The organism is Actinocorallia sp. A-T 12471 (assembly GCF_033875155.1).
GTDB lineage: Bacteria > Actinomycetota > Actinomycetes > Streptosporangiales > Streptosporangiaceae > Actinocorallia.
Genome location: NZ_JAWZTE010000011.1, coordinates 71,084 through 95,066, shown reverse-complemented (window position 1 = coordinate 95,066; position 23,983 = coordinate 71,084). Strand labels below are relative to the sequence as shown.

Annotated in this window: 23 protein-coding genes; 15 read left to right on the top strand and 8 right to left on the bottom strand. The window is 71.4% G+C overall.

Annotation, left to right across the window (positions count from 1 at the left end; translation table 11 throughout):
- Genes R9X44_RS26475 through R9X44_RS26460 form a run of 4 tightly spaced genes read right to left on the bottom strand, consistent with a single transcriptional unit; the run spans position 1 to position 5,733 of the window.
- Positions 1 to 1,602 carry a hydantoinase B/oxoprolinase family protein gene (locus R9X44_RS26475; RefSeq protein ID WP_319816998.1) on the bottom strand — a complete coding sequence of 534 codons (1,602 nt, stop codon included), beginning with the start codon at positions 1,600 to 1,602 and terminating at the stop codon, positions 1 to 3.
- On the bottom strand, positions 1,599 to 3,677 hold the full coding sequence (locus tag R9X44_RS26470; protein WP_319816997.1) for a hydantoinase/oxoprolinase family protein: 2,079 nt from the start codon (positions 3,675 to 3,677) through the stop codon (positions 1,599 to 1,601). The genes R9X44_RS26475 and R9X44_RS26470 overlap by 4 nt, the downstream gene beginning before the upstream one ends.
- A complete protein-coding gene (locus R9X44_RS26465) occupies positions 3,674 to 4,615 on the bottom strand; it encodes an acyl-CoA dehydrogenase family protein (protein WP_319816996.1) in 942 nt (313 codons plus the stop codon). The genes R9X44_RS26470 and R9X44_RS26465 overlap by 4 nt, the downstream gene beginning before the upstream one ends.
- On the bottom strand, positions 4,612 to 5,733 hold the full coding sequence (locus R9X44_RS26460; RefSeq protein ID WP_319816995.1) for an acyl-CoA dehydrogenase family protein: 1,122 nt from the start codon (positions 5,731 to 5,733) through the stop codon (positions 4,612 to 4,614). The genes R9X44_RS26465 and R9X44_RS26460 overlap by 4 nt, the downstream gene beginning before the upstream one ends.
- A 44-nt stretch (positions 5,734 to 5,777) precedes the next feature.
- On the opposite strand from R9X44_RS26460, the gene R9X44_RS26455 reads away from it, so the two are divergent.
- On the top strand, positions 5,778 to 6,551 hold the full coding sequence (locus tag R9X44_RS26455) for an SDR family oxidoreductase (protein WP_319816994.1): 774 nt from the start codon (positions 5,778 to 5,780) through the stop codon (positions 6,549 to 6,551).
- 64 nt (positions 6,552 to 6,615) lie between these two features.
- Here the strand turns inward: R9X44_RS26455 and R9X44_RS26450 are convergent, their stop codons facing one another.
- Positions 6,616 to 7,041, bottom strand: a complete 426-nt coding sequence (locus tag R9X44_RS26450) for a CBS domain-containing protein (RefSeq protein WP_319816993.1) — start codon at positions 7,039 to 7,041, stop codon at positions 6,616 to 6,618.
- A gap of 293 nt (positions 7,042 to 7,334) precedes the next feature.
- Between R9X44_RS26450 and R9X44_RS26445 the strand changes: the two genes are divergently transcribed.
- Positions 7,335 to 7,658 carry a hypothetical protein gene (locus R9X44_RS26445; protein ID WP_319816992.1) on the top strand — a complete coding sequence of 108 codons (324 nt, stop codon included), beginning with the start codon at positions 7,335 to 7,337 and terminating at the stop codon, positions 7,656 to 7,658.
- A 51-nt stretch (positions 7,659 to 7,709) separates the two neighbouring features.
- Here R9X44_RS26445 and R9X44_RS26440 read toward each other — a convergent pair whose 3' ends face one another.
- Positions 7,710 to 8,810, bottom strand: a complete 1,101-nt coding sequence (locus R9X44_RS26440; protein ID WP_319816991.1) for an alcohol dehydrogenase catalytic domain-containing protein — start codon at positions 8,808 to 8,810, stop codon at positions 7,710 to 7,712.
- Positions 8,811 to 8,927: 117 nt separating this feature from the next.
- Here R9X44_RS26440 and R9X44_RS26435 point away from each other — a divergent pair, with 117 nt between their 5' ends.
- The 4 genes from R9X44_RS26435 to R9X44_RS26420 are packed head-to-tail and all read left to right on the top strand — an operon-like array spanning position 8,928 to position 14,358.
- Positions 8,928 to 10,166: an ABC transporter substrate-binding protein gene (locus R9X44_RS26435; protein ID WP_319816990.1), complete on the top strand. Its 1,239-nt coding sequence runs from the start codon at positions 8,928 to 8,930 to the stop codon at positions 10,164 to 10,166.
- A 55-nt stretch (positions 10,167 to 10,221) separates the two neighbouring features.
- Positions 10,222 to 12,897: an ABC transporter permease subunit gene (locus tag R9X44_RS26430; protein WP_319816989.1), complete on the top strand. Its 2,676-nt coding sequence runs from the start codon at positions 10,222 to 10,224 to the stop codon at positions 12,895 to 12,897.
- Positions 12,894 to 13,637 carry an ABC transporter ATP-binding protein gene (locus tag R9X44_RS26425; protein ID WP_319816988.1) on the top strand — a complete coding sequence of 248 codons (744 nt, stop codon included), beginning with the start codon at positions 12,894 to 12,896 and terminating at the stop codon, positions 13,635 to 13,637. The genes R9X44_RS26430 and R9X44_RS26425 overlap by 4 nt, the downstream gene beginning before the upstream one ends.
- 52 nt (positions 13,638 to 13,689) lie before the next feature.
- Positions 13,690 to 14,358 carry a PaaI family thioesterase gene (locus R9X44_RS26420; protein ID WP_319816987.1) on the top strand — a complete coding sequence of 223 codons (669 nt, stop codon included), beginning with the start codon at positions 13,690 to 13,692 and terminating at the stop codon, positions 14,356 to 14,358.
- On the opposite strand, the gene R9X44_RS26415 is transcribed toward R9X44_RS26420, so the two are convergent.
- Positions 14,355 to 15,227 carry a TIGR03619 family F420-dependent LLM class oxidoreductase gene (locus R9X44_RS26415; RefSeq protein WP_319816986.1) on the bottom strand — a complete coding sequence of 291 codons (873 nt, stop codon included), beginning with the start codon at positions 15,225 to 15,227 and terminating at the stop codon, positions 14,355 to 14,357. The two genes, R9X44_RS26420 and R9X44_RS26415, sit on opposite strands and share 4 nt — an antisense overlap.
- A gap of 43 nt (positions 15,228 to 15,270) precedes the next feature.
- Here R9X44_RS26415 and R9X44_RS26410 point away from each other — a divergent pair, with 43 nt between their 5' ends.
- From R9X44_RS26410 to R9X44_RS26375, 8 genes are all read left to right on the top strand, one after another.
- Positions 15,271 to 16,086, top strand: coding sequence for an alpha/beta fold hydrolase (locus R9X44_RS26410; RefSeq protein ID WP_319816985.1), 816 nt, complete (start codon positions 15,271 to 15,273; stop codon positions 16,084 to 16,086).
- Positions 16,087 to 16,161: 75 nt separating this feature from the next.
- Positions 16,162 to 17,274: a hypothetical protein gene (locus tag R9X44_RS26405; protein ID WP_319816984.1), complete on the top strand. Its 1,113-nt coding sequence runs from the start codon at positions 16,162 to 16,164 to the stop codon at positions 17,272 to 17,274.
- Between the two features lie 192 nt (positions 17,275 to 17,466).
- Positions 17,467 to 18,717 (top strand): LLM class flavin-dependent oxidoreductase, encoded by a 1,251-nt coding sequence (locus R9X44_RS26400; RefSeq protein ID WP_319816983.1) that lies wholly within the window; start codon positions 17,467 to 17,469, stop codon positions 18,715 to 18,717.
- Positions 18,718 to 18,742: 25 nt separating this feature from the next.
- Positions 18,743 to 19,624, top strand: a complete 882-nt coding sequence (locus tag R9X44_RS26395; protein WP_319816982.1) for a TIGR03619 family F420-dependent LLM class oxidoreductase — start codon at positions 18,743 to 18,745, stop codon at positions 19,622 to 19,624.
- Positions 19,625 to 19,694: 70 nt separating this feature from the next.
- A complete protein-coding gene (locus R9X44_RS26390) occupies positions 19,695 to 20,141 on the top strand; it encodes a hypothetical protein (RefSeq protein WP_319816981.1) in 447 nt (148 codons plus the stop codon).
- A gap of 29 nt (positions 20,142 to 20,170) precedes the next feature.
- The gene (locus R9X44_RS26385; protein WP_319816980.1) at positions 20,171 to 20,917 is read left to right on the top strand and encodes a HipA family kinase; all 747 of its coding nucleotides are present in this window, start codon (positions 20,171 to 20,173) and stop codon (positions 20,915 to 20,917) included.
- Positions 20,914 to 21,282 carry a DUF3037 domain-containing protein gene (locus tag R9X44_RS26380; protein WP_319816979.1) on the top strand — a complete coding sequence of 123 codons (369 nt, stop codon included), beginning with the start codon at positions 20,914 to 20,916 and terminating at the stop codon, positions 21,280 to 21,282. The genes R9X44_RS26385 and R9X44_RS26380 overlap by 4 nt, the downstream gene beginning before the upstream one ends.
- Positions 21,279 to 22,094: an SDR family oxidoreductase gene (locus tag R9X44_RS26375; protein WP_319816978.1), complete on the top strand. Its 816-nt coding sequence runs from the start codon at positions 21,279 to 21,281 to the stop codon at positions 22,092 to 22,094. The genes R9X44_RS26380 and R9X44_RS26375 overlap by 4 nt, the downstream gene beginning before the upstream one ends.
- A 4-nt stretch (positions 22,095 to 22,098) precedes the next feature.
- Here the strand turns inward: R9X44_RS26375 and R9X44_RS26370 are convergent, their stop codons facing one another.
- Positions 22,099 to 22,704, bottom strand: a complete 606-nt coding sequence (locus R9X44_RS26370) for a hypothetical protein (protein ID WP_319816977.1) — start codon at positions 22,702 to 22,704, stop codon at positions 22,099 to 22,101.
- A 244-nt stretch (positions 22,705 to 22,948) separates the two neighbouring features.
- Here R9X44_RS26370 and R9X44_RS26365 point away from each other — a divergent pair, with 244 nt between their 5' ends.
- The gene (locus R9X44_RS26365) at positions 22,949 to 23,980 is read left to right on the top strand and encodes an iron-siderophore ABC transporter substrate-binding protein (RefSeq protein WP_319816976.1); all 1,032 of its coding nucleotides are present in this window, start codon (positions 22,949 to 22,951) and stop codon (positions 23,978 to 23,980) included.
- Positions 23,981 to 23,983 lie beyond the last annotated feature (3 nt).

The window sequence follows — 23,983 nt, the reverse complement described above, 5'->3', positions numbered from 1 at the left end:
TCAGGGGGTGGGCGGGGTGGTGCGGCCGTCGGCGAGGTCGCGGGCGCGGTCGGCCTCGGCGCGGGCGGACGGGGGCCCGTAGCCGCCGCCGCCTGACGTCTCCAGAACGAACGCCTCACCGGCGCGTAGAGGCTGCCGGGTCGCTTTGGTGTCGAGGGGTTCCCGGGTGCCGTCGGCCAGTTCCCGGAAGTAGCCTCCGGGACGCCCGGGCATCCCGCCTTCCGCGCCCGGAGGCGGCCGGTGCAGGCGGTCCCCCCTGGTGTCGACGCGGGCGTCCTCCAGAAGGCGGATCACCGTACGCGTGCCGAGGCCGCCGCGCCGGGAGCCGTCGCCTCCGGAGTCCGGTATCAGCTCGACGGCTTCGATCCGGACGGGCAGCCGCGCCTCCACGGGTTCGGTCTGCGGGATGATGTTGCGCCCGCCGCCGAACAGCGCGCCGGTGGCGTCGGGCCCGTCGCGGTGCGCGCCCGCGCCCATGCCGCCGAGGTCGAACGACATGTGCAGCCAGGGCCGCCCGACGCCGCTCAGGCTGAACCCCTGAAGGATTCCCGACGCCGCGACGCCCCGGCCCGGTAGCGCGCTGGTGAGCGCCGAGAAGATCGCCTCCTCCGCCGCCGCGACGGTCCCGAACCGTCCGCCGCCCGGGTAGGGCCGCGTGCAGTGCACAAGGCTGCCCTCGGGCATCACGACGTCAAGGGGTGCGAAGCAGCCCTCGTTGAGCGGCAGCGTGGGGTCGACGTAGCAGCGGATCGCGTACATGACCCCGCCCAACGTCTGGGAGAAGCCCGAGTTCACCGGCAGCGGCACCTGGGGGTCGGTCCCGGTGAAGTCGATCGTCGCCGCGCCATCGTCAAGCGTGACGGCGACGCGTACGGTGAGCCCGTCATCGAGCGTGTACGAGCCGCTGTACGTCCCGTCAGGTATCTCCCGCAAGGACGCGCGCATACGCCGCTCGGTATCGGCGAGGTAAGCCGCGACCCCGTCGGCGAAGCGTACGTCGATCAGTTCTTCGATCCGCCTTGCGGCGACGTTGGCTCCGGCGATAAGCGCGCGCAGGTCCCCGACGAGCTTCCCGGGCGTCCGAGAGTTCGCCGCAAGGATCGCGACGACGTCGTCAACAAGCCCCGACGAGGTCGCGATCCGCACGGGCGGAAGCTGAACCCCCTCAAGGAACACATCGGTAGCGTCGGAAGCCATCCCCCCGGCCGACAGGCCCGACAGGTCCGCCACGTGGATAAGGGTCCCCGTGAAGTACGCGGCCCTGCCCTCGCGGAACACCGGCCGGAACACCAGCAGGTCGTTGGCGTGGATACCGCCCTGGTAGACGTCGTTCATGAGGAACACGTCGCCCGGCGTCATCTCGGCGGCCGGGAAGCGCCGCAGCAGGTAGGGCAGCGCGCTGCGCAGCGACGCGCACTGGATGATCGCGGTCGACGTCGAGTGCGCGATCAGCCTCCCCTCGGCGTCCAGGACGGCCGCCGCCGCGTCCGCGCCCTCGACGATGAACGTCGAGTAGGCCGACCGGACGACGACGATGCTCGCCTCCTCGGCCGCCGTGCACAGCGCGTTCCGCAGGATCTCGGCGGTCAGGTCGTCGCTCACCGTGCCTCCAGGGGTTCGGCGGGAAGGCGTTCCAGGAGGGTGGCGCCCTCGGGGGTCGCGGTGGCCCGCCAGCCGGGCGGGACGAGGACCGAGCACTGGGCGTCGGTGAGGATGCGCGGCCCTTCCAGGGGCGTACCTGGCGGGCATGACGCCCGGGGATGCGCGGGGATCTCCCGGCGCTCCCCGTCGAGGTGCACTACACGAGCTGTCTCCTCGGCTCGTACGAGCTCCATAGGCGCGGGCGTAGGGTGCGGCGCTTCTACGGTGACGCGTACGCGCGCAGTGGTGAGTTCGGCCGGGTCCCGCAAAGGAATCCCGTAGGACTCCTCGTACTTCTTGTAGAAGTCCTCGGTGACGTGCTCGATCAGCGCGGTCGTCAGCGGCCCGGGCGGCAGATCAACGGTGAACGCATGCGCCTGACCAATGAATCGGACGCCGACGGACCGGTTGACCTCCCCTCCCGTCGAAGCCGACAGGTCGGCGCGTGCCACGTGCTCCAGATGGTCGAGCAGCGCCGCGAGCCCGGCCAGGGCCTCCTCGGTGAGCGACGCAGTAGGCCGCAGGAACGTCCTTGCCCGCTCGACCGACAGGTCGGCCCGCAGCAGCCCCGCCGCCGAGCCGACGCCCGAGTTCGGCGGCACCAGCACCCGCGTGATCCCGAACCGCTCCGCGAGCCGCGCGGCGTGCGTCGGGGCCGCGCCGCCGAGCGCGACGAGGGTGTACCCGCGCGGGTCTATGCCGCGCCGTACGGTGACGACGTGTACGGCGGTTCCCATCTGCGCGTTGGCGATGTCGTGTACGGCCGCCGCAGCCGTCGCCACATCGACGCCCAACGGGTCGGCCACCTTGCGCATCGCCTCCTCGGCGAGTTCACGCGAGAGCGGGAACGCGAACTCGTCCGGCGACAGATAGCCGAGGATGAGGTTGGCGTCAGTGACTGTCGGCTCAACGCCGCCGCGTCCGTAGCACGCGGGCCCGGGGTCTGCCCCCGCCGAGCGCGGCCCGACCCTGAGCGTCCCGCCGGAGACCGACGCGATCGACCCGCCGCCCGCGCCGACCTCAGCGAGGTCGATGGCCGGGATCTTGATCGGCACGCCGGAGCCCGGCCGTCGCCCGCCGAAGCTGCCCTTGCCGCCGACCTGGAACTCGTGGGTGATGCCGGGACGGCCGCCGCGCACCAGCCCCGCCTTGGCGGTGGTGCCGCCCATGTCGAAGGAGATGAGGTCGGCGAGGCCGCGCGCCGCGCCCGCGTCGGCGGCCGCGATGACGCCCGCCGCAGGGCCCGACTCGATGGTGTGGACGGCCCGCGCCGCGGCGAGTTCGACCGGCAGCACCCCGCCCGCCGACTCCATCACCTGGACCGGCGCGCCGATCCCGAGGTCGCGCAGCCGTCCGGTGAGCCGCCGCAGATACGAGTCCATGACGGGTCCGACATAGGCCGACATGAGCGTTGTCGTCGCCCGCTCGTACTCCCCCATCTCCGGCCATACATCGCTCGACAGAACAACCGGGACATCCCCGAGGCGCGCCCGCAGGATCTCCGCGAGCCGCCTTTCGTGCGCGGGCTCGGCGTAGGAGTGCAGCAGGCACACCGCGACCGCCGCGACGCCGAGCCCCGCGATCTGCTCCGCGACGCGCGCCGCGCCCGCCTCGTCGAGCGGCGCGACCTCGCCGCCCGAGGCGTCGATCCGCCCGCCGACGGTGAACGTGTGGGTGAGCGGCACGGGCGGCTCCGGCTGGGCGAAGCCGAGGTCGAACCGCTCCTCCTCGACCCGCGCCTGCCGGCCGAGCGCGAGCAGCGCCCGGAACCCCTCGGTCGTCACGAACGCGACGGGCACGCCGCGCCGCTCGAGGATGACGTTCGTCGCCAGCGTCGTCGCATGGACAAACCGGGTCACCTCGGACGGCGCGACCCCCGCGAGGGCGAGCACGTCGGCGACCCCGCGCAGCAGGCCGTCGCCCGGATCGTCCGGGGTCGTGAGGGTCTTGACGACGTGGACGCGCCCGTCGCCCCCGGCGAGCACCACGTCGGTGAACGTGCCGCCGACGTCGGTGGCGACGGTGACGCCCGTCACCGCGCCCCCAGCAGCGCGGCGCGCAGCCGCGCCCGGTGGAAGGCCGGATCGCCCCAGGCGGGGACGAGCGCCCACACCCGCGACAGCCACAGGTGCAGGTCGAGTTCGTCGGTGTAGCCGATCGCGCCGTGCACCTGGAGCGCGACCCGCGCGGCCCGGTGCGCGGCCTCGGCGGCGGCGACCTTCGCGGCGGACACGTCGCGCGCGGTGTCCGGACCCGGGTTGACCAGCGAGTACGCCGCCCGGTGGACGAGCGGCTCGGCGAAGCGCAGCCCGACCGAGACGTCCGCGAGCAGGTGCTTGACCGCCTGGAACGAGCCGATCGCCTTGCCGAACTGCCTGCGCTGCCCGGCGTAGGCGACGGCGGCGTCGAGCAGGTGGTCGCCGAGCCCGAGCAGCTGCGCGGACACCGCGACCGACGCGTGGTCGGCGGCGGCCCCGCCCGGGGACGTCTCGCCCTGGACGGTGAACAGCCGCCGTGTCCCGTCGGCCGAAGACGCCTCTACCGGCGACGCCGTCGCCTCCTCGGGCAGGAGCAGCAGGTCCGCGACGTCGGCGTCGAGCAGGTACGGGTTCTCGGCGCAGCGCACCGAGGCGGCGGCCTCGCCCGAGGCGATGCGCGCGAGCCACGGGGAGCCCTCGGGCAGCAGGAGCGGCGCGGCGACGGCCGTCTCGACGAGCGGGCCCGGCGCGCACGCGCGGCCGACCTCCACCCAGGCGAGCACGGTGTCGAGCGCGGTGAGGCCGAGGCCGCCCCGGTCCTCGGGGACCGTCGCGCCGAGCAGGCCGAGCCCGGCGAGCGCGGCCCACGCCTCGCCGCGCCGCACTGCCGGATCGGTGCGCGCGGCCCGCACCAGCGCGGGCGGACACGACTTGGCAAGGGTCTCGGCGACGGTCGCGGCGAGCATCCGCTGGTCGTCGGTGAAGGCGAATCTCATCGGGGCAGCCCCAGGACTCGTTCGGCGATGATGTTGCGCTGGATCTCGTTGGTCCCCGCGTAGATCGGCCCGGCGAGGGCGAACAGGAACCCGTCCATCCAGCGGTCGGCGAGCGCGGCGTCGGGGCCGCGCAGCGCGAGCGCGAGTTCGTGCAGCTTCAGGTCGAGCTCGGACCAGAACACCTTCATCAGCGACGACGCCGGACCGAGTTCGATGCCCTCTTCCAAGCGCGCTACTGCCGCCCAGGTGTAGAGGCGGTACGCCTCGGCGTCGGACCAGGCGCTGACGGCGGCGTCCTGGAGGGTCTGGTCGCCGGACTCGCGGGCGAGGGCGAGCAACCTTTCGGCAACGGCCAGGAACCGTCCGGGGCTGCGCAGGGTGAGGCCGCGTTCCGACGACGTCGTCGCCATGGCCACCGACCAGCCCTTGCCGACCTGTCCTAGGACCTGCGAGGACGGCACGTACACGTCGTCGAAGAAGATCTCGGCGAAGCCGGTCTCCCCGTCGAGCTGTGCGATCGGCCGTACGGTGAGGCCGGGGGCGTCGAGGGGGAAAAGGAAGTAGGTGAGGCCGTGGTGGCGCTCGGAGGCGGGGTCGGAGCGGAACAGGCCGAAGCCCCAGTCGGCGAAGACCGCGCGTGAGCTCCACGTCTTCTGGCCGCTGAGCCGCCAGCCGTCGCCGTCGGGGGTGGCGGTGGCGCGCAGGGAGGCCAGGTCGCTGCCTGACTCGGGCTCGGACCACGCCTGCGCCCAGACCTCCTCGGCCGTGGCCATCTTCGGCAGGAAGCGCGCCTTCTGCTCGGGGGTGCCCCAGTGCAGGAGGGTCGGTGCGAGCAGGAAGATCCCGTTCTGGCTGACCCGGCCGGGCGCCCCGGACGCCCAGTACTCCTCCTCGCAGATGAGCCATTCGACGAGTCCGGCGGCACGGCCCCCGTACTCGGCGGGCCAAGACGGGACGCTCAGGCGGGCCTCGGCAAGCGCGCGCTCCCAGGCGCGGTGCTTGGCGAACCCCTCGGCGGTGTCCATGGACGGGAGCGGCTCGGCCGGCACGTGGGCCGCGAGCCACTGCCTGACCTCGGCGCGCAGCGCGTCATGTGCGGGGGTGAAGGTGAGATCCACGTCCGCACGGTACCAAACAAGCAATCGCTTGGTACAGTGCGCGCATGGTGCTCGAAGGCAAGATCGCGATCGTCACAGGGGCCGGACCTGGGCTCGGCCGTACCCTCGCGCGGCTTATGACGGCCGAAGGCGCGAAGGTGGCTGTCGCGGCGCGTACCCCCGCGACCCTTGCGGCGATCGCGGCCGAGACCGGCGCGCTGGCCGTCCCGACCGACGTGACCGACCCCGACGCCGTCCAAGCGCTCGCCGCCGCCGTGCACGAGCGGTACGGGCGGATCGACGTGCTGGTCAACGCGGCGTTCCCCGGCACGCACCGCAAGAACGTCCTCGACATGGACGCCGACTACCTGCACAAGTGGCGCGAGGTCGTGGACATCGCCGCCTACGGGACCCTCCTGGCCTGCCGTTACGTGGCGCCGTACATGGTCGCGCAGGGCTCCGGCTCGATCGTCAACATCACGTCGATGTCGAGCCGGGCCGGGTACGCGGGACGCAGCGACTACGCCGCCGGCAAGGCCGCGGTCCACCTCCTGTCCCACTGCCTCGCCGACGAACTCGGCCCCGACGGCGTCCGCGTGAACTGCGTCGCCCCCGGCTGGATCGCCAGCCCCGTCCTCGACGACTGGATGGCCGCCCGCGCCTCCGCCGAAGGCGTCCCCGTCGAGCAGATCCGAGCCCGCGACGTCTCCGCCATGGCCCTACGCAAAATCGCCTCCGAAGAAGACGTAGCCCGCGCAGTCCTCCACTTCGCCAGCGACGCCTCCTCCTCCACCACCGGCGCCGTCCTAGACGTAAACGCCGGCCACCACTTCACCTAACCCCGCAGTCCCCGAGGGACGCTTTCGCCGCAGTCCCGAAGGGACTGCGGCGAAAGAAGAGGGGTTAGGTGCCTGTGTAGATTCGGTGGACAAACTCGGCCAGTTCGGTGTCGGGCAGGTGTTTGGCGAGGTCGGCCTCGCTGATCATGCCGATGATCTTGTTGTCGTCGATGACGGGGAGCCGCCGGATGCGGTGCTCCTCCATGATCTCCAGCGCCTGCTGGACCGTGGCGGTCGGCGGGCAGGACCACAGGCCGCCCGCGAGGTCGGACGCGGTCACCTTGGCGGGGTCGTGCCCCTCGGCGACGCACTTGAGCACGATGTCCCGGTCGGTGAGTATGCCCTCATACCTCCCGGAAGGCCCCACGATGGGCAGCGCCCCGACGCCCTCCTCGCGCATGAGCTGCGCCGCGCGGTCGAGCGTTTCATGCCCCTCGATGGTCCGCGCCCCGGGACTCATCAGGTCCCGAGCATTCTTCTCATATCCCATGACTTCCCCCTGAAGCCTACGATTTCCCCCATCCCTGAACGCCCTACCCGATCGACGCCGCCCTACCCCCCACCAACCCCCCAAAACTCAACAACACCCGCATTTTACCATCCAACCGGAATAGCAGACAAATCCCAGCAATTCCCAACACCGAAGCCCGCTCACTTTTCCTGTCTTTTTCCGCAAACCCGATTACCAGCGTAGAAGCCGCGAAAGCGAATATTCCCCTTGCTGTCCTGTCTGCCATCACCCACGGCGATGACCCCGCCCACCGACCCCTTCTCAGAACTGTTGTGGAGGCCCTGAGCACTCTTCCCGACCTCGACAAAGCCGCGCGATACCATAACTTCATCGCCGGATCGCTCGCCGACCCCGCCCGCACCTACCTGGAGAGCCTCATGCAGCAAATGCCCTTCAGCTACAGCAGCCCCTGGACCGACTCCATCCGCGCCGAGAACACCGCCAAGGCCATCATCACGGTCCTCGCAGCGCGGAGCATCCTGGTCACCCAGCCCGCGCGGGAGCGCATCCTCGCCAGCACCGACCTTGAAGAGCTCGACCGGTGGCTGGTGCGGGCCGCGACCATCGCGCACGTTGAGCAGCTTTTCGTGGACTGAGCGCGGGCGGGACCCCGTTTGGGCGGCGGTGGGGCCGCCGCCCAAAGGGGGTTAGAAGGTGATTATGGAGCGGGCTACTTGGCCGGAGCGGACTCGGGTGATGGCGGCGTTGACGTCGGTGAGGGAGACGCGTTCGGTGGCCAGGGAGTCGAGGTTGAGGCGGTTTTGGCGGTAGAGGTCGACCAGGAGGGGGAGGTCGCGGGCGGGGTTGGCGTCGCCGCCCTGGGTGCCCATGAGGCGGCGTGAGGAGAACAGCGCCGAGGTGGGGACGTCGAGGGTGGGGGCGGAAGGGCTGCCGACCATGACGGTGGTGCCGCCCGGCTGGGTGGCGGTGAACGCCGAGGTGAGGGCGTTGGGGTTGCCGGTGACGTCGAAGGCGTAGTCGACCCCGCCCCTGACGATCTCGCCGACCTGCTTGGGCAGGTCCTCCGACAGCAGCGTGTGGGTCGCGCCGAACTCCTTGGCGAGGTCGAGCTTGGCGGGCACCACGTCGGCCGCGATGACGGTCGTCGCGCCCGCGAGGACCGCGCCCTGGATGACGTTGAGGCCGACCCCGCCCGCCCCGACGACCAGCACCGACGACCCGGGCTCGACCCGCGCGGTGTTGAGCACCGCCCCGACCCCGGTGACGACGCCGCAGGCGGTCAGCGACAGCAGGTCGAGCGGCACGTCCTTGGCGACCCTGACGCACATCGGCTCGGCGACGACGGCGTACTCGGCGAACGACCCGATCCCGATGTAGGGCGTGACGGCCTCGCCGTCAAGCGAAAGCCGGGTCGACCCGTCCGGCATCATCCCCATGATCGCCGCCATCCGCGCCTTGCCCGAGCACAGGTGGACCCGCCCCCGCGTGCAGTTGCGGCACCGCCCGCACGGCCCGTTCATCGCCACGATGACGTGGTCGCCCTCCTTCACCCCCGTAACGCCGGGCCCTACTGCCGCGACGACCCCCGCGCTCTCATGTCCGGGAATGACGGGAAGTTTCCTGACGACGGGGCTCTTGCCGTCCAGCGTCTTCAGGTCAGACCCACAGATTCCGGATGCGGCGATCTTCACCAGGACCTCGCCGGACCTGGGCTCCTGCACGTCAACCGAAAGGATCTCCAAGGGGGCGCCGAACTCTCGGAGCACGGCCGCGCGCATAGTCGTCATACCGAGCACCGTAACACCAAGCACTTGCTTGGTACGAGACCCGCGCGTACCCTCCGGATCAAGCGAGCGCTAGGTCAGTTAGCGCGAACTCCGTACGGGAGTCCACCCCATATGCGCATGAAAACCCGGGCCGCGGTCACCGTGGCCCTCACCGCGAGCCTCCTCACCGCCTGCACGACAACGGACAAGACGGGCTCGGGCGACGGGGCCGCCGGCGTCACCGACTCCACCATCAAGATCGGCGGCATCCTGGCCAAGACCAGCGCCACCGGATACTCCACCGGCGCAGCCGAGATCGGCGCGAAGGCGAGGTTCGACCGCGCCAACGCCGAAGGCGGCGTGCACGGCCGCAAGATCGAGTTCGTCGGGGCCGAGGACGACGGCATGGACCCGGCCAAGGGCGCGACCGCCGCCCAGAAGCTCGTCCAGAAGGACGGCGTCTTCGCGCTCGTCCCGGTCAGCTCGCCGTCGTTCGGCGGCGGCAGCTTCCTGGAACAGCAGGGCGTCCCGTGGTTCGGCTGGGCGACGGGTCCGCAGTGGTGCGGCCTGACGACCGCGTTCGGCTACAACGGCTGCCTCGCGCCCTCCCCCGGCGCGGGCACGCAGACGTGGTGGGGCGAGCAGGTCGCGGCCGAGCTCGGCGGCTCCGACGGCAAGACCGCATGGATCCAGGGCACCGACTCCACCGCCTCCAAGACTGGCGTCGGCACGATCAGCCAGTCGTTCACCGCCGCCGGGTTCAAGATCGCGGGCACCTCCGCCGCGATCCCGGCGACCGCGCCGCCGCAGGACTGGCTGCCCTACGTCAACAAGATCATGAACGCCGAGGGCGGCGCGCCCGACGTCGTCGTGTCCATCATGGCCGGGGCCAAGCTCAACGCCGGGCTGTTCGGCGCGCTGCGCAAGGCCGGGTACAAGGGCGCGATCAGCGACGCGACGAGCTACGACCCCGTCGTGCTCAAGGACCCGGCGCTCAAGGCCGGTCTGAACGGCGTGCTGTCGTCGCCGCAGTTCGAGCCGTTCGAGTCGGATCTGCCCGAGGTCGTCAAGATGCGCGACGACATCACCAAGGCGTCCGGCGGCGCGACGCCCGAGTTCACCCAGCACATGGCGGTCGGCTACTGGGCCGCCGAGGTGTTCCTGGCCATCGCCGAGAAGGCCGGCAAGGACCTGACGCGTGAGTCGTTCCTCGCGGCGGCCGCGACCTTCGTCCACGAGAACCCCGGTTTCGGGCGGATCGAGTACCCCAAGGACAAGAAGGAGCCCAACGGCTGTGGCGCGCTCGTCCGGCTGAACGGCGACGCCTTCGAGGTCGCGCAGCACCTCAAGTGCACCGAGAACACCCCGCTGAAGTGATGCCCTGGGCGTCGTCCGGCCACGGCCGGGCGGCGCCCGTTCCCCGGGAGCCGTCTTGACCGAATTCACCGGACTTGTACTCAGCGGACTCGTGACCGGCGCGATCTTCGCCCTGCTCGGTTCCGGACTGACGCTGTCGTACGCCGCCACCGGCGTGTTCAACTTCGCCCACGGCGCGGTGGGGTTCGTCGCCGCGCTGCTGTACTTCGAACTCACCTCCGGCGCGGGCTGGCCCGCCTGGCCGGCCGTCGTGCTGACCGTCGGGGTGTTCGCGCCGCTGCTCGGCTACACGCTGCACCGGCTGATGTTCCGCGGCCTCGCCAAGGCCGGGGAGACGCAGGCGATCGTCGCGACGATCGGCCTGCTGATCGCGCTGCCCGCGCTCGGGCTGTGGCTCGTCGAGGTGTTCGGCCTGCCCTCGGTGACGGAGGGCGCGTCGGCGCGCGGTCTCGGACCGCAGCCGCCCGCCTCGTTCGAACCGCTCGACGGGGTGCGCCTGGACTCCGACCAGCTCGTCGTCTTCGGCCTCGCCGCGGCGGCCGCCGCCGTGCTGTGGCTCGTCATGCGGCACACCACGCTCGGCCTGCGGATGCGCGCGACGGTCGACCAGCGGTCCCTCGCGACATGGCGCGGGGTCGACGCCGACGCCGCGTCCGCCCAGGCGTGGATGCTGTCGTCGGCGCTCGCCGCGCTCGCGGGCGTGCTCGCGGTGCCCGCGCTCGGCCTCGACCAGAGCGCGTTCACCGTGCTGATGTTCACCGCGGCGACCGCGTCGGTGTTCGGCCGCCTGCGCTCGATCCCCTGGACGTTCGCGGCGGGCCTCGCGCTCGGCGTCGTGCAGAACCTCGTCGCCGGTTACGGCGGCTCGCTCACCGAGCAGGTGACGGGCCTTGCCACCGGCGTCCCCGCGCTGCTCCTGCTCGTCGGGCTCGTGGTCCTGAACCGCTCCCGCGCGCGGGTCGCGGGCACCGTCGCGGAGGACACGCCGCCGCCCGACTACCTCGCTGACCTGCCGCGCTGGCGGCGGGTGCTGCCGTGGGCGGTCGGCGGGACGGTCGGGCTGGGGTGGGCGCTGTTCTTCGCGGGCGACTACTGGGCCGGGCTTGTCGCGACCGGCCTGGTGTTCTCGCTGATCTTCTGCTCGTTCGTCGTGGTGACGGGCGTCGGCGGCATGGTCAACCTCGCGCAGGCGTCCTTCGCCGCGCTCGCCGCGCTGACGGCCGGGCTCGTCGTCGGGCACGGGATGCCGTTCGGGCTCGCGGTCGTGCTCGGCGTGCTCGCGGCGGTCGCGGCGGGCCTGATCGTCGCGCTGCCCGCGCTGCGCCTCGGCGGAAAGGTCCTCGCCCTCGCGACGCTCGCGCTCGGCCTGCTCGCCGACCAGGTCCTGTTCCAGATCGACGCGTTCAGCAACGGCACCCTCGGCTGGAAGTTCCCCGCGATCGTGCTCGGCCCGACCGACACCACCGACCCGCGCACGCGGATCGTGCTGCTGCTCGCGGTGATCGCGGTGGTCGCGCTGCTGATCCGCAACCTGGAACGCTCCCCCTCCGGACGCGCGATCCTCGCCGTCAGGTCAGCGCCGACCGCCGCCCAGACGGCGGGGGTCTCGGCGATCCGGACCAAGCTGACGCTGTTCGCCGTCGCGTCGGGCATCGCGGGCCTGGGCGGTGTGCTGTTCGCGACGTTCGCGGGCCAGATCTACGCCAGCGACCTGCGCGTGAACCTCGGGTTCTTCTGGCTCGCGGTCGTGGTGCTGCAGGGCGTCCGGCGGATCGGCGGCGCGGTCGTCGGCGGCCTGATCGTCGGGGTCTCGCACGAGATCCTGTCGTACGTCACCGACTCCGCGCACGTCGAGGCGATCCTGTTCGGCCTCGGCGGCGTGATCCTCGCCAAGCACCCCGACGGCGTCCTCGCCCAGTTCGCCGAGCAGCGCTACCGGCGCAGACGGAAGGGGGCCAAGGCCGACGAGGCGCGCGAGGCCCAGGCGACGGAACCCGTGCCCGCCCCCGACGACGCCGCCCTCGTCCTGGAAGGGATCGTCGCCGGATACGGCGACACGACGGTGCTGCGCGGCGTCGACCTCGCCGTGCGCCCCGGCGAGGTGCTGGCGCTGCTCGGCGCGAACGGCGCAGGCAAGTCGACGGCTTGCGCGGTCGCCGTCGGCGAAGTGACGCCGACGGCAGGACGTGTCCTCCTCGGCGGCGTAGACGTCACCGCCCTATCGGCCGACAAGCGCGCACGTGAAGGCATGTACCTGGCTCCCGAGGGCCGAGGGGTCTTCCCCGGCCTGACCGTAGAAGAGAACCTGACGCTCTGGCTGCCTACGGCGTCCGACAGGGCGAAGGCTTACGAGCGGTTCCCCCGACTCGCCGAGCGCAAGGACCTCCCGGCGGGCTCCCTATCCGGCGGCGAACAGCAGATTCTCGCGCTCGCCCCCGCGCTGGTCAGGCCGCCGAAGGTGCTCATCGCCGACGAGCCGTCGCTCGGCCTCGCCCCGCTGGTCGTCAGGCAGGTGTTCGACCTGTTCGGCGAGCTGCGCGAACGCGGCGTCGCGCTGCTGGTGGTCGAGGAGAAGGCGCACGAGGCGCTTGAGCTCGCCGACGTCGTCGCCTACATGCGGCGCGGCACTCTGACCTGTCTCGGCCCGCGTGACGAGGTCGACGTCGAGGATCTGCTGACCGCCGCCTATCTGGGCGGAAGGCCCGCCGCGAGCGAGGAGGGAAGCGCGTGAGCCTGGAACTTGAGGGGATCGGCGTCGGCTTCGGCGGCGTGCGCGCGCTTGAGGGCGTGTCCTTCGCCGTCGCGCGAGGGCAGGTCTGCGGGGTGATCGGCCCCAACGGCGCGGGCAAGACGACGCTCTTCGACGTCGTCACCGGGCTGCGCAGGCCGGATTCCGGGCACGTCAGGGTGGACGGCGTGGACGTGACCGCGCGCGGCGCGGTGCGGCGGGCGCGCGAGGGCATGGCCCGCACGTTCCAGCGCCCGCAGGTGTTCGGCCGCCTCACCGTGCTGGAGAACGTGCTCACCGCGCTCGAATGGCACGGCGGTGGCGGCGGCCTGGCCGCCGACCTGCTGGCGCTGCCGTCGCGCCGCGCCCGCGAGCTGGCCCGCCGCGAGCGCGCCGAGCACGCGCTCGAGCGCTGCGGCATCGCCGACCTCGCCGGGCTCTACGCGGCCGAACTGCCGATCGGCCGCCGACGCCTTGTGGAACTCGCCCGCGCGCTGGTCGACTCCCCCAAGATCCTGCTCCTCGACGAGCCCACGTCGGGCCTCGACCCCGCGCAGGTCGCGGTGTTCGCCGAGGTGCTGGCGTCGGTGGAGGCGACGGTCCTGCTGGTCGAGCACGACGTCGGTTTCGTCATGGACACCTGTGAGCGGATCGTGGTGCTCGACCTGGGCAAGGTCATCGCCGAGGGTGACCCCGCCGACGTGCGGGAGGACCCCACGGTGCGGGCCGCGTACCTGGGCTGACCGAGGGACTGTCTAGAATGCGATTCTAGGATTCCCAGTGCAGGAGTGACCCATGACGACCGCCCTTCCCCCGACCGTCAACCCCAAGGACCGGTCGTTCCTCGGCGAGGCGCGGGTCGCCGAGCGCGCGCGCCTCGCCGAGGACGTGCGCGCCCTCATCGACGCCGTCGTGCTCACCGACGTCCCCGACGACGAGGTCGCGGCGGTCGCCGAGCAGGTGCGGGCGCTCACCGCGCGGCTGAACGCCACACGGCTGCCCGCGCCGCCGATGGCCGACACCCCGCTCGACGGCCTGCCCGCGAGCGGGATGTCGATGCAGCTCGGCAACCCCGTCAGCGGGGTGCTGAACCCCGTCGCGCCGCCCGTCCCGTTCGAGGCGCTGCCGGACGGGACGGTCCGCTCGGTCTTCACCCTTGACGACGTCTACGAGGGCCCTCCCGGGCTGGTGCACGGCGGCGTCAGCGCGGCGATCTTCGACCAGGTGCTCGGCATGACGGCCGGTCTGTCCGGTGTGCCCGGCTTCACCGCGACCCTTGAGCTGCGCTACCGCAGGCCGACGCCGCTGCGCGTCCCGCTGACCCTGCGCGCCGAGATCACCCGGCGCGAGGGCCGCAAGAGCTGGGCGGAGGGCACGATCACCGGCCCCGACGGCAAGGTCACCATCGAGGCGACGGCGATGTTCGTCACGCCACGGCACCTCATGCCGGAGCAGACGGCCTAGAGGAACCTGGCGTGCGCGTCGAGCTCGCGCAGCACGGCGTCGCGCGTCCCCGACGTCACCCGAAGGACGGTCTCGGTGACGCCCAGGGCGGCGAAGTGCTCGAGCTTGCCCGGCGTCGGCAGCGTCCCGAACGGGATGACCGACGCCGTCGCCGGGTCGCGTCCGGCGGCCTCGAAGGCCGCGCTGAGCTTGGGCAGCGCCTCGGCGACGCCCGCGCCGCCGATCGGCATCCACCCGTCGCCGAGCTCGGCGATCGCGGCGAACAGCTTCGGCCCGCCGCCCCCGCCGAACAGCACGGGCACGTCGGCCTTCGGCCAGGCCCAGCTCGGGCTGAGCACCTCGAACTCGCCCTTGTAAGCGGCCACCTCGTCGCGCCACAGCGCGCGCATCACCCGCAGCCGCTCCGCGACGAGCGCGCGCCGCTCGCCCCACACGACGCCGTGGTCCTCGGCCTCCTCGACGTTCCAGCCGTACCCGACGCCGAGCACGACCCTGCCTCCGGACAGGTGCTGGAGGCTCGCCACCGCCTTGGCCGTCACGATCGGCTCGCGCTGGGCGAGCAGCGCGACGCCGGTGCCGAGCGTCAGCGTCGAGGTGACGGACGCGGCCATCGCCAGCGACACGAACGGGTCGAGCGTGCGGGCGTAGGACTCCGAGAGCGTCTCGTCGCCTGAGTCGCCGCGCAGGAACCCTGAGGCCCCCACCCCCGACGTCTCCAGGGTCGCGGCCGAAGGGGTCCGCCGCGAAGTGGGGATATGGGTGTGTTCCGGGAGGTACAGCGAAGAGAAGCCGCGTTCTTCGGCGGCGATGGCCAAGGTGTGGGGCGGCATGGTCTGATCTGTGGCGAACATCGTGATGCCGAGGCGCATATCCGCTACTCTACCAAGCAATTGCTTGCTCAAGGAGCCGCACATGCCGTTCGCCGAAGTCCGCGACGTCCGCCTCTTCTACACCGACGACGGCCCGCGCGACGCCGCGGTCCTGCTGCTCGTGCACGGCATGGGCGCGGACTCCCACGACTGGGTGTGGCACCTGCCCGACCTCGCCCGCGACTTCCGCGTCATCGCCCCCGACCTGCGCGGCCACGGCTACAGCTCGGTCCCGGAAGCGGGCAACGTGCCGCGCGAGATGGCCGCCGACCTCGCGGCCCTGCTCAGCCACCTGGGCGTCGAGCGGTGTGTGGCCGTCGGGCACTCCCTGGGCGGGCAGGTGGTGAGCGTGCTCGCGGTCGAGCACCCGGCGCTGGTGCGCGGGGTCGTCGCGATCGACCCCGGCTACGGGCTCGGCGAGGACGTCGCGGCCTTCATGCCCGGATACGCCGACGCCCTGCGCGCCAAGACCCACGAGACCGCGCTGGCGATGGACGCCACCCTCTACACCCCCGCGACGCCGCCCGCGATCAGGGCGTGGCACGAGCGCAAGCTGCTCGGCACCGCCCCGCACGTGCTCGCCGAGGTGTTCCACGCGCTGTTCGTCGCCGAGGGCCAGCTCGGGGTCAGGCCGCAGTCCGAGGCGTACCTCGCGCGCAGGACCCAGCCGGTGCTCACCTTGTGGGCCGACCCCGAGCGGGCCGAGTGGGAGCGCGCGAAGCTCGGCGCGGAGACGCATGTCTTCCCCGGCAACGGCCACCGGCTGCACGAGGAGAGCCCCGGGGAGTTCCTGCACGTGCTGCGCACCTGGCTCACCCGGCTTGCGCGCCGCGAGCGCAAGGCGGCCGCGCGCGGCTAGCCGCACCAAAAGTACGGAATGTCGTTATCGTCCGGTTATCCGATGGGCTGACAGGAACCTCGGGAAAGCGCGACCATGCTGCGTTCGCTCCCGAAGATCATGGAGGCCCGGTCGATGTCCCGTCAGCTCAAGAGGGCGCTCGTCGGCGCCGCGGCGGCGCTAGCGCTCGTCGTTTCCGGCGGGACATCCGTCGCAGCCGCGATAGGCACTGCCGCGACCGGCGCAGGCGCGGAGACCATCGAGTCGGTCGCCGTCGCCGCGCACCTGCGCGCCGCCAAGCCCAAGCCCGCCGCCGTGACGTTCGCGGTGAACCCGCTGGTCGGCGGCAAGAAGACGACGGGCACGGTACGCCTCTCCGCGCCCGCGCCCGCCGGCGGCGCGAAGGTGATGCTCGCCTCGAAGAACCCCGCGTTCGTGAAGGTCCCGGCGTCGGTGAAGGTCAAGGCGGGCAAGCGGACCGCCACGTTCACCGCGAAGACCAAGGCGACCGCCAAGAAGCGCGCGGTGGCCGTCACCGCGACGCTCAACGGCAAGAAGGCCGTCAAGAAGCTCAAGCTGACGCCGAAGCGCTTCCTCAAGGGCATGACGCTCAGCCAGGCCACGGTCCCCGGCGGCACCGCGCTCACCGGCACCGTCACGCTGAACTCCCCCGCGCCCGCCAAGGGCGTCGGCGTCAGGCTGGAGAGCTCGAGCTTCCGCGCCGAGGTCGACGTGGCGGTGACGGTGCCCGCGGGCCAGCGCACCGCGGTCTTCAACATCGGCACCCAGAAGGTCGCCGCGCAGCAGAAGGTGAAGATCAGCGCGGCGTACGGCGGGGTGACCCTCAGCCGCACCCTCACCCTGACGGCCGGGGCCGCCGCCGCGCCGGAACTGTACGACATCGTCGTCCACAAGGACGCGGCCTTCGTCGAGGACACCGTCGAGGCCGACGTGGTCCTCACCGGTCCGGCCCCGGCCGGTGGCGCGGCCGTCGAGGTGACGTCGAACAAGCCGGGCAACGTGGTCTTCGACGCCCAGGGCGCGACAAAGGGCATCGCACTGATCCCGGCGGGGCAGCCGAACGTGAAGTTCTACTTCGGCTTCAAGAACCTGACCGGTCCGCTCACCTTCACCATCAGCGCGACCTACAACGGCAAGACCGTGGTCGACGCCCAGACCTTCACCGTCACCCCGCTCGCGGCCGGGTAGCACGGCACAGCTCCCCCACGGCCCCCGCCCGGCACTTCCGGCGCGGGGGCCGTGGCGTCTCCGGCGACGGGTGTGCGGCGGGTCACATCCGGGAATGCAGTCGCCCAAGCGCTTGCTTGTTCAAGCAGGCTTTGCCAGACTTGCGACAGCCGAATCCCACTCGGACGCCGTCGACCGCGAGGAGCATGCGCCGTGAAGTTCTCTATCTTCCTCAACCCGCAGATCCCGGGCTCGGGCTGGGCCGCTGAGGAGAACGCGGTCGCCAAGCGCCCGATCGGCCGGGACGTGGAGTCATACCAGAACCTCCTCAACGAGGTACGTGAGATCGCGGTGCTGGCCGACCAGGTCGGCTTCCACGCGCTCATGATGACCGAGCACCACTTCCACTCCGAGGGCTTCGAGTTCTCGGTGAACCCGCTGATGTTCCTCACCGACCTCGCCGCCCGCACCGAACGCATCCTGCTCGCCCCGCTGGGCATCGTGCTCCCCGCCTGGGACCCGATCCGCGCCGCCGAGGACGTCGCCCTGCTCGACCACTTCTCCAAGGGCCGGCTGCGCCTGGGCGTCGCGCGCGGCTACCAGAACCGCTGGATGCAGGTGCTCGGCCAGCGCTGGGACGCCGTCGCCGCCCGCTCGGACGGCTCGGCCACCGACAACCGCAACTTCGACGTCTTCGGCGAGGTGCTGAAGATCATGAAGCTCGCCTGGTCGGAGGACCTGCTCCGCTACAAGAGCGACGTCCTGGACTACGAGGTCCCGCGCCCGTTCTCCGGCATCGAGGGCTGGCCCGCGCAGGACTGGACCAAGAAGTTCGGCACCCCCGGCGAGATCGACGACGACGGCGTCATCCAGGGCATCTCGGTCTGCCCGAAGCCGTACCAGTACCCGCACCCCGAGCTCTGGCAGCCGTTCACCGTCTCGGACCGCTCGGTCATCCGCGCCGCGCAGGAGGGCATCCTGCCCTGGATGTTCACCCCGAACCCCGACGAGCACGCCAAGAAGGCCAAGCTCTACCAGGACGAGTGCGCCAAGCTCGGCAAGATCTACAAGCTCGGCGAGCACACCGGCATCCTGAAGATCGTCGGCATGGCCGACACCAAGGAAGAGGCCATCGAGACCTTCGGCAAGGGCATGCAGAAGGACTTCGCCTCCTTCTTCGGCCCGTTCGGCTACCTGGAGGTCCTCCGCAAGAAGGAGGACGACAAGTTCAAGCCGATCAGCGCCGAGAAGGGCGACTTCAAGCGCATGAACGACGTCGAGATGGCCCTCCTGGGCACCCCCGACGACGTCAAGCGCGGCATCCAGCGGATGCTCGACCGGATGCCCGACCTCGAGTGGTTCGGCCTGTTCATGCAGGGCCAGCAGGGCGTCCTGCCGCTCGACACCGTCAAGCGGAACCTGGAGATGTTCGCCGAGCACGTCATCCCCGAGTTCTCCGACTGACGCCGCAGAGACCGAGGCAACGCAGATGCGCTTCTGGCTCGGGGCGTCCTTCGCCGACGCCGACGAGTACGTGCCGCTCGCCCAGGCGGCCGACCGCCTGGGCTACGACACCGTCACCCTGTCCGACCACATCTTCTACGCCGACTACGAGGCGGACTACCCGTACTCCAAGACGGGCGAGCCGCCTTACGCGCCGGAGACCCACTGGCCCGACGTGTGGGTGACGATCGGCGCGATGTCGGCGGTCACCCAGCGGGTCAGGTTCGCGCCGAACGTCTACATCCCGGTCGCGCGCGACTTCTTCACCGTCGCCAAGGCCGTCTCGACCGCGGCGTACCTCTCGGGCGACCGGGTGCGTTTCGCCGCGGGCGTCGGCTGGTGCAAGGACGAGTTCCTGCAGACCGGGCAGGACTTCCACACGCGGGGCCGCCGCTTCGACGAGATGGTCCCCGCGCTGCGCGAGGTGTGGCGCGGGGGCGAGGTGGAGCACCACGGCGAGTTCTTCGACTTCGGCCCGCTGCGGATCGCGCCGGTGCCGCGCGCGCCGGTCCCGGTCTACATCGGCGGGGACAGCGACCACGCGCTGCGCAGGGCGGCGCGGATCGGCGACGGCTGGATCGGCAACCGGGTCTACCGGGAACCCGATCTCGAAGCGCTGCTGGTCCGTCTGGAGGGCTTCCTCGCCGAGCAGGGCCGCTCCCTGGACGGCTTCGACGTCGTCGCGCCCATCGGGGCCATGCCGTCGGCCGACCTCTACCGCAGATGGCGTGACCGGGGCGTCACCTCGACGCTCGCCGCCCCCTGGTGGACGGCGACGCCGGAGGAGCGGGAGAAGTTCGGCGACGGCGTCGAGTTGAAGATCGCGACGATGGAGCGGTTCGCCGAAGAGGTCATCGACCGGATCTGAGTCACGGCGTCGAACTCTTCGGGACGGCTCCGCATCAAACGCCCCAGAAATACCTCACGATTGGGATCAGATGCGGAAAATCCTCACCGTCGTCGCGTCCTCCGTCCTGCTGCTGGCCCCGCTCGCGGCCCCCGCGAGCGCGGCCGGCAAGGGGCTCTGCTCCACCGACAAGATGCCGTCGTTCAAGAAGGTCATCGACGTGCGGCCCGGCGGCGTCGGCAAGGCCACCAAGAAGCGCCCCTACGGCTCGGTGACCGGCCGGTACGCCAAGCTCAAGAAGAACGAGTTCAACGACGGCTACTACGCGCCCTACGGCGGCAAGCACACCGTCGCGTTCGCCAAGAAGGCCACCATCTGCGTGCTGTACAGCCCCAAGACCGGCGGCGTCGCCATGCGGAAGGTGGGACTGCCCGGCCTGCGCAAGGCCGTGGACAAGCCCAAGATGAACCCGCAGTGGGGCCTGCGGTTCAACGCCAAGGGCAGGGTGACCCTGGCCTACCAGATCTACGCGCCATGAGGCCGCGCGCACCGCAGTAGCCTTGTCGGGTGTTGCCGACAGTCCAAGCCACCAGGTACGTCCTGCCGCTCCGTGAGGGCGGCTCCCTGCCGGGGCTCGTCGAGGCCGCCGACCTCGGCACCTACGTAGCGAAGTTCACCGGCGCGGGCCAGGGCCGCAAGGCGCTCAACGCCGAGATCATCGCCGGGGAGCTCGCCCGCCGCCTCGGCTTCGACGTGCCCGAACTCGTCATCCTGGAGTTCGACCCGGTGATGGCCAAGCACGAGCCCGACGAGGAGGTCCAGGACCTCCTGGACGCCTCCCCCGGCTGGAACCTCGGCGTCGACTTCCTGCCCGGGGCGCTCGGCTACGACCCCCTCGCGTGGACCCCCGAAGCCGCGTTCGCCAGCCGCGTCCTGTGGTTCGACGCGTTCATCGGCAACGTCGACCGCAGCTGGCGCAACCCCAACATGCTGGTGTGGCACGGCGACGTCTGGCTGATCGACCACGGCGCGAGCCTGTACTTCCACCACGCGTGGGCCTCGGCGGACAAGCTCGTCAAACGGCCCTACGACGTGGACGACCACGTGTTCAAGCCGTGGGCGTCCGAGGTGAAGGGCGCCGAAGCCGTGCTGCTGCCGAAGATCACCGAGGAGCTGCTGCGCGACGTCGTCGCCCAGGTCCCCGAACGCTGGCTCGTCGGCGAGCCGGGCTTCGCCGACGCCGACGCCGTCAGGGACGCCTACGTCCGTCACCTCCTCGCCCGCGCCGCCGACCCGAGAGCGTGGCTGCCGTGAACCCTTACGAGTACTCGGTCCTGCGTTTCATCCCCGACCTGGAACGGGGCGAATGCCTCAACGTCGGGGTGGTCGTCTACTGTCAGAAGAATGACTACCTGGGCGTCAGGTTCACCTTCGACGAGGCGCGCCTCGCCGCGTTCGCCCCTGCCGTCCCGCTCGCCGAGCTGCGCCGCGCCCTCGACGGCATCCGCGCGCACTGCACCGGCGACGAGCACGCCGCGGGCGAGTCACTCGGCCGTCGCTTCCGCTGGCTCACCGCCCCCCGCAGCACCATCGTCCAGCCGGGCCCGGTCCATCCGGGCATGACCGGCGATCCGGACGGCACGCTCGACCATCTCTTCGAAAGGCTGGTCAGGTCATGATCGGTGTGACGGGCGCGACGGGCAACGTCGGCGGGAAGACCGCCCGGCTGCTGGCCGACGCGGGCGAGCCGACGCGGCTGCTGGTCAGGGACGCCTCCCGCGCGCCCGAGCTGCCCGACGCGGAGGTCGTCGGCGGGTGCGACTACGCCGACGCCAAGGCGCTCACCGAGGCGTTCGCGGGGGTCACCACACTGTTCCTGGTCTCGGCCAAGGAGGCGGCCGACCGCGTCGCCCAGCACCGCACCGCCGTCGACGCGGCGCGCGAGGCGGGCGTGCGGCACCTCGTGTACCTGTCGTTCCTCGCGGCGGGACCCGACGCCACCTTCACGTTCGCGCGCGACCACCACGCCACCGAGCAGTACATCAAGGCGTCCGGGCTCGACTTCACCTTCCTGCGGCCGAGCCTCTACCTCGAGGCACTGGTCGGCTTCCCGATCGACGGCGTCATCAAGGGCCCGGCCGGGCAGGGGCGCTGCGCGTTCGTCGCACAGGACGACGTCGCGGCGGTCGCCGCGTCGGTGCTGCGCGCGCCCGACGTCCACCGGGGGCGCAAATACGACATCACGGGCCCCGAAGCGGTCTCGCTGGCCACCGCCGCGCGGCTGCTCGGCGTGCGGTACGTGGACGAGACCATCGAGGACGCCTACGCCTCGCGCGACGTCTACGGCGCGCCGGAATGGGAGGTCGAGGGGTGGGTGACCTCCTACCAGGCGATCGCGACCGGCGAGATGTCGGCGGTCAGCCCGACCGTCGAGCGCGCGACGGGACGCGCCCCGATCGGCCTCGCGCGGTTCCTCGCCGAGCGCGGCTGAGGCGTCATCTGACGAGGTCGTGCCGCATCGCCACGAACATCGGCAAGAGCCTTGCCAGGCCGGGTTCGGTGTTCGCCGCGCCGTCGAGGGTGATGACGCCCGCGGTGTCGGCGTCGGACCAGGCGCAGACCACGTCGTTGTCCTCGGGAGCGCCCAGGAAGCCGCAGTAGGAGACGCCGCCGAGCGGGCCGGGGGCGTCGCGTCCGGTCTCGGCGATCAGCGCGTCGCCGCCGACGACCTCGCGCATGAGCCGCTTGCGCACCTTCTCCGCCTGGGCCTCGCCGCCCTCGACCTCGGCGGCGACGACACGGTTGAACTCGGCGCGGTCGTCGGCGGAGATGCCGGGTCTGCGGTAGTACGCGTTGACGGTCTTGCCGACGCCGTCGCCGAAGTCGACGCGCGGCGGCTTCACGCCGCCGACCTTCGTGAAGCCCACGACGTCCTTCGGCGCGACGATCCGCCGCTCGCCCGGGGCCGCGGTCGGCCGCCGGGGCTCGGGGGCCTCGTCGGGGTAGTCCACCACGCATCCGGCGGTCGCGGCGAGCGTGAGGACCGCGAGCATGACGCGGACGCTGCGGCGTGCGGCGGCTGCCGTCGTCTGGTTGCGCACGCCGTCATCACAGCGCACGCGCCGCGCGCCGGACAGGGACCGCCGTCCCGACCGGCACCGGGACATCGCATGTCCGGTTAGTCCACCCTCGGTGTGAGTTGCCGGAGTCGGACGGGTTAACTTAGGCTTACCTAACCAGCCACTCCGGCCGGATTTTCTCCCGGTTCCGGTGTGTCCGAATCCCGGCTCGCCCGGTTTGTTCGGCATGCCACGGGAACGCACGACCCCCGAGACAAGGACCCCCATGCTCAGCCTCCGTGCCCTGCGCCGCCCCGCCGCCGTGGCCGCCGCCGCGTCGCTCACGCTCCTGCTCAGCGCGTGCGGCGCCACCGACGCCGACGAGACCACCGGCCCCGCGCAGGAGACCGCGGCCTTCCCCGTCACGATCACCAGCTCACTCGGCGACGCCGTCATCACCGAGGAGCCCAAGAAGATCGTCACGCTCGGCCAGGGCTCCACCGAGACCGCGATCGCGCTCGGCACCGTGCCGGTCGGCATCGAGGAGTACAAGTGGGGCAGCGACGACAGCGGCTACCTGCCGTGGGTCCACGAGGCGGTCAAGGCCAAGGGCGCGGAACTGCCCAAGCAGTTCACCGGTGGTGAGGAGCTCGACATCGAGGCGATCCTCGAACTCGACCCCGACGTCATCCTCGCCGCGTGGTCCGGCGTCACCAAGGAGCAGTTCGACCTGCTGAGCGACATCGCCCCCGTCGTCGCCTACCCGGGCCAGGCGTGGAGCACGCCGTGGCAGGACCAGATCAAGATCGTGTCCAAGGCGCTCGGCAAGGCCGACGAGGGCGAGGACCTCATCGGCGACATCAAGAAGCAGCTCGCCGACGCCGCCGCGACCCGCCCGAACTACGCGAAGTACACGTTCTCCTACATCTACAACACCGGCCCCGGCAGCCTCGGCGTCTTCTTCCCGACCGAGCAGCGCGCCGAGATGGTCGCCGCGCTCGGCCTGAAGCCCGACCCGATCGTGGAGACCTTCGAGGAGGTCGAGGGCACCGAGTCCGCGTCCATCGGCCTGGAGAACGCCGACAAGCTCAAGGACACCGACGTCGTCTTCACCTTCTACAGCGACGCCAAGAACCGTAAGGAGATCGAGGCGCAGCCGCTGTACCAGGCGATCCCGGCGATCAAGAACGGCGCGATCGTCGCGCCGACCGAGCAGCCGTTCGTCACCGGCTCGTCCATGATCAACCCGCTGACCGTGCCCTGGTCGATCGAGCGCTTCCTGCCGATGATCGACGCGGCCATCGCCAAGGTCAAGTAACAC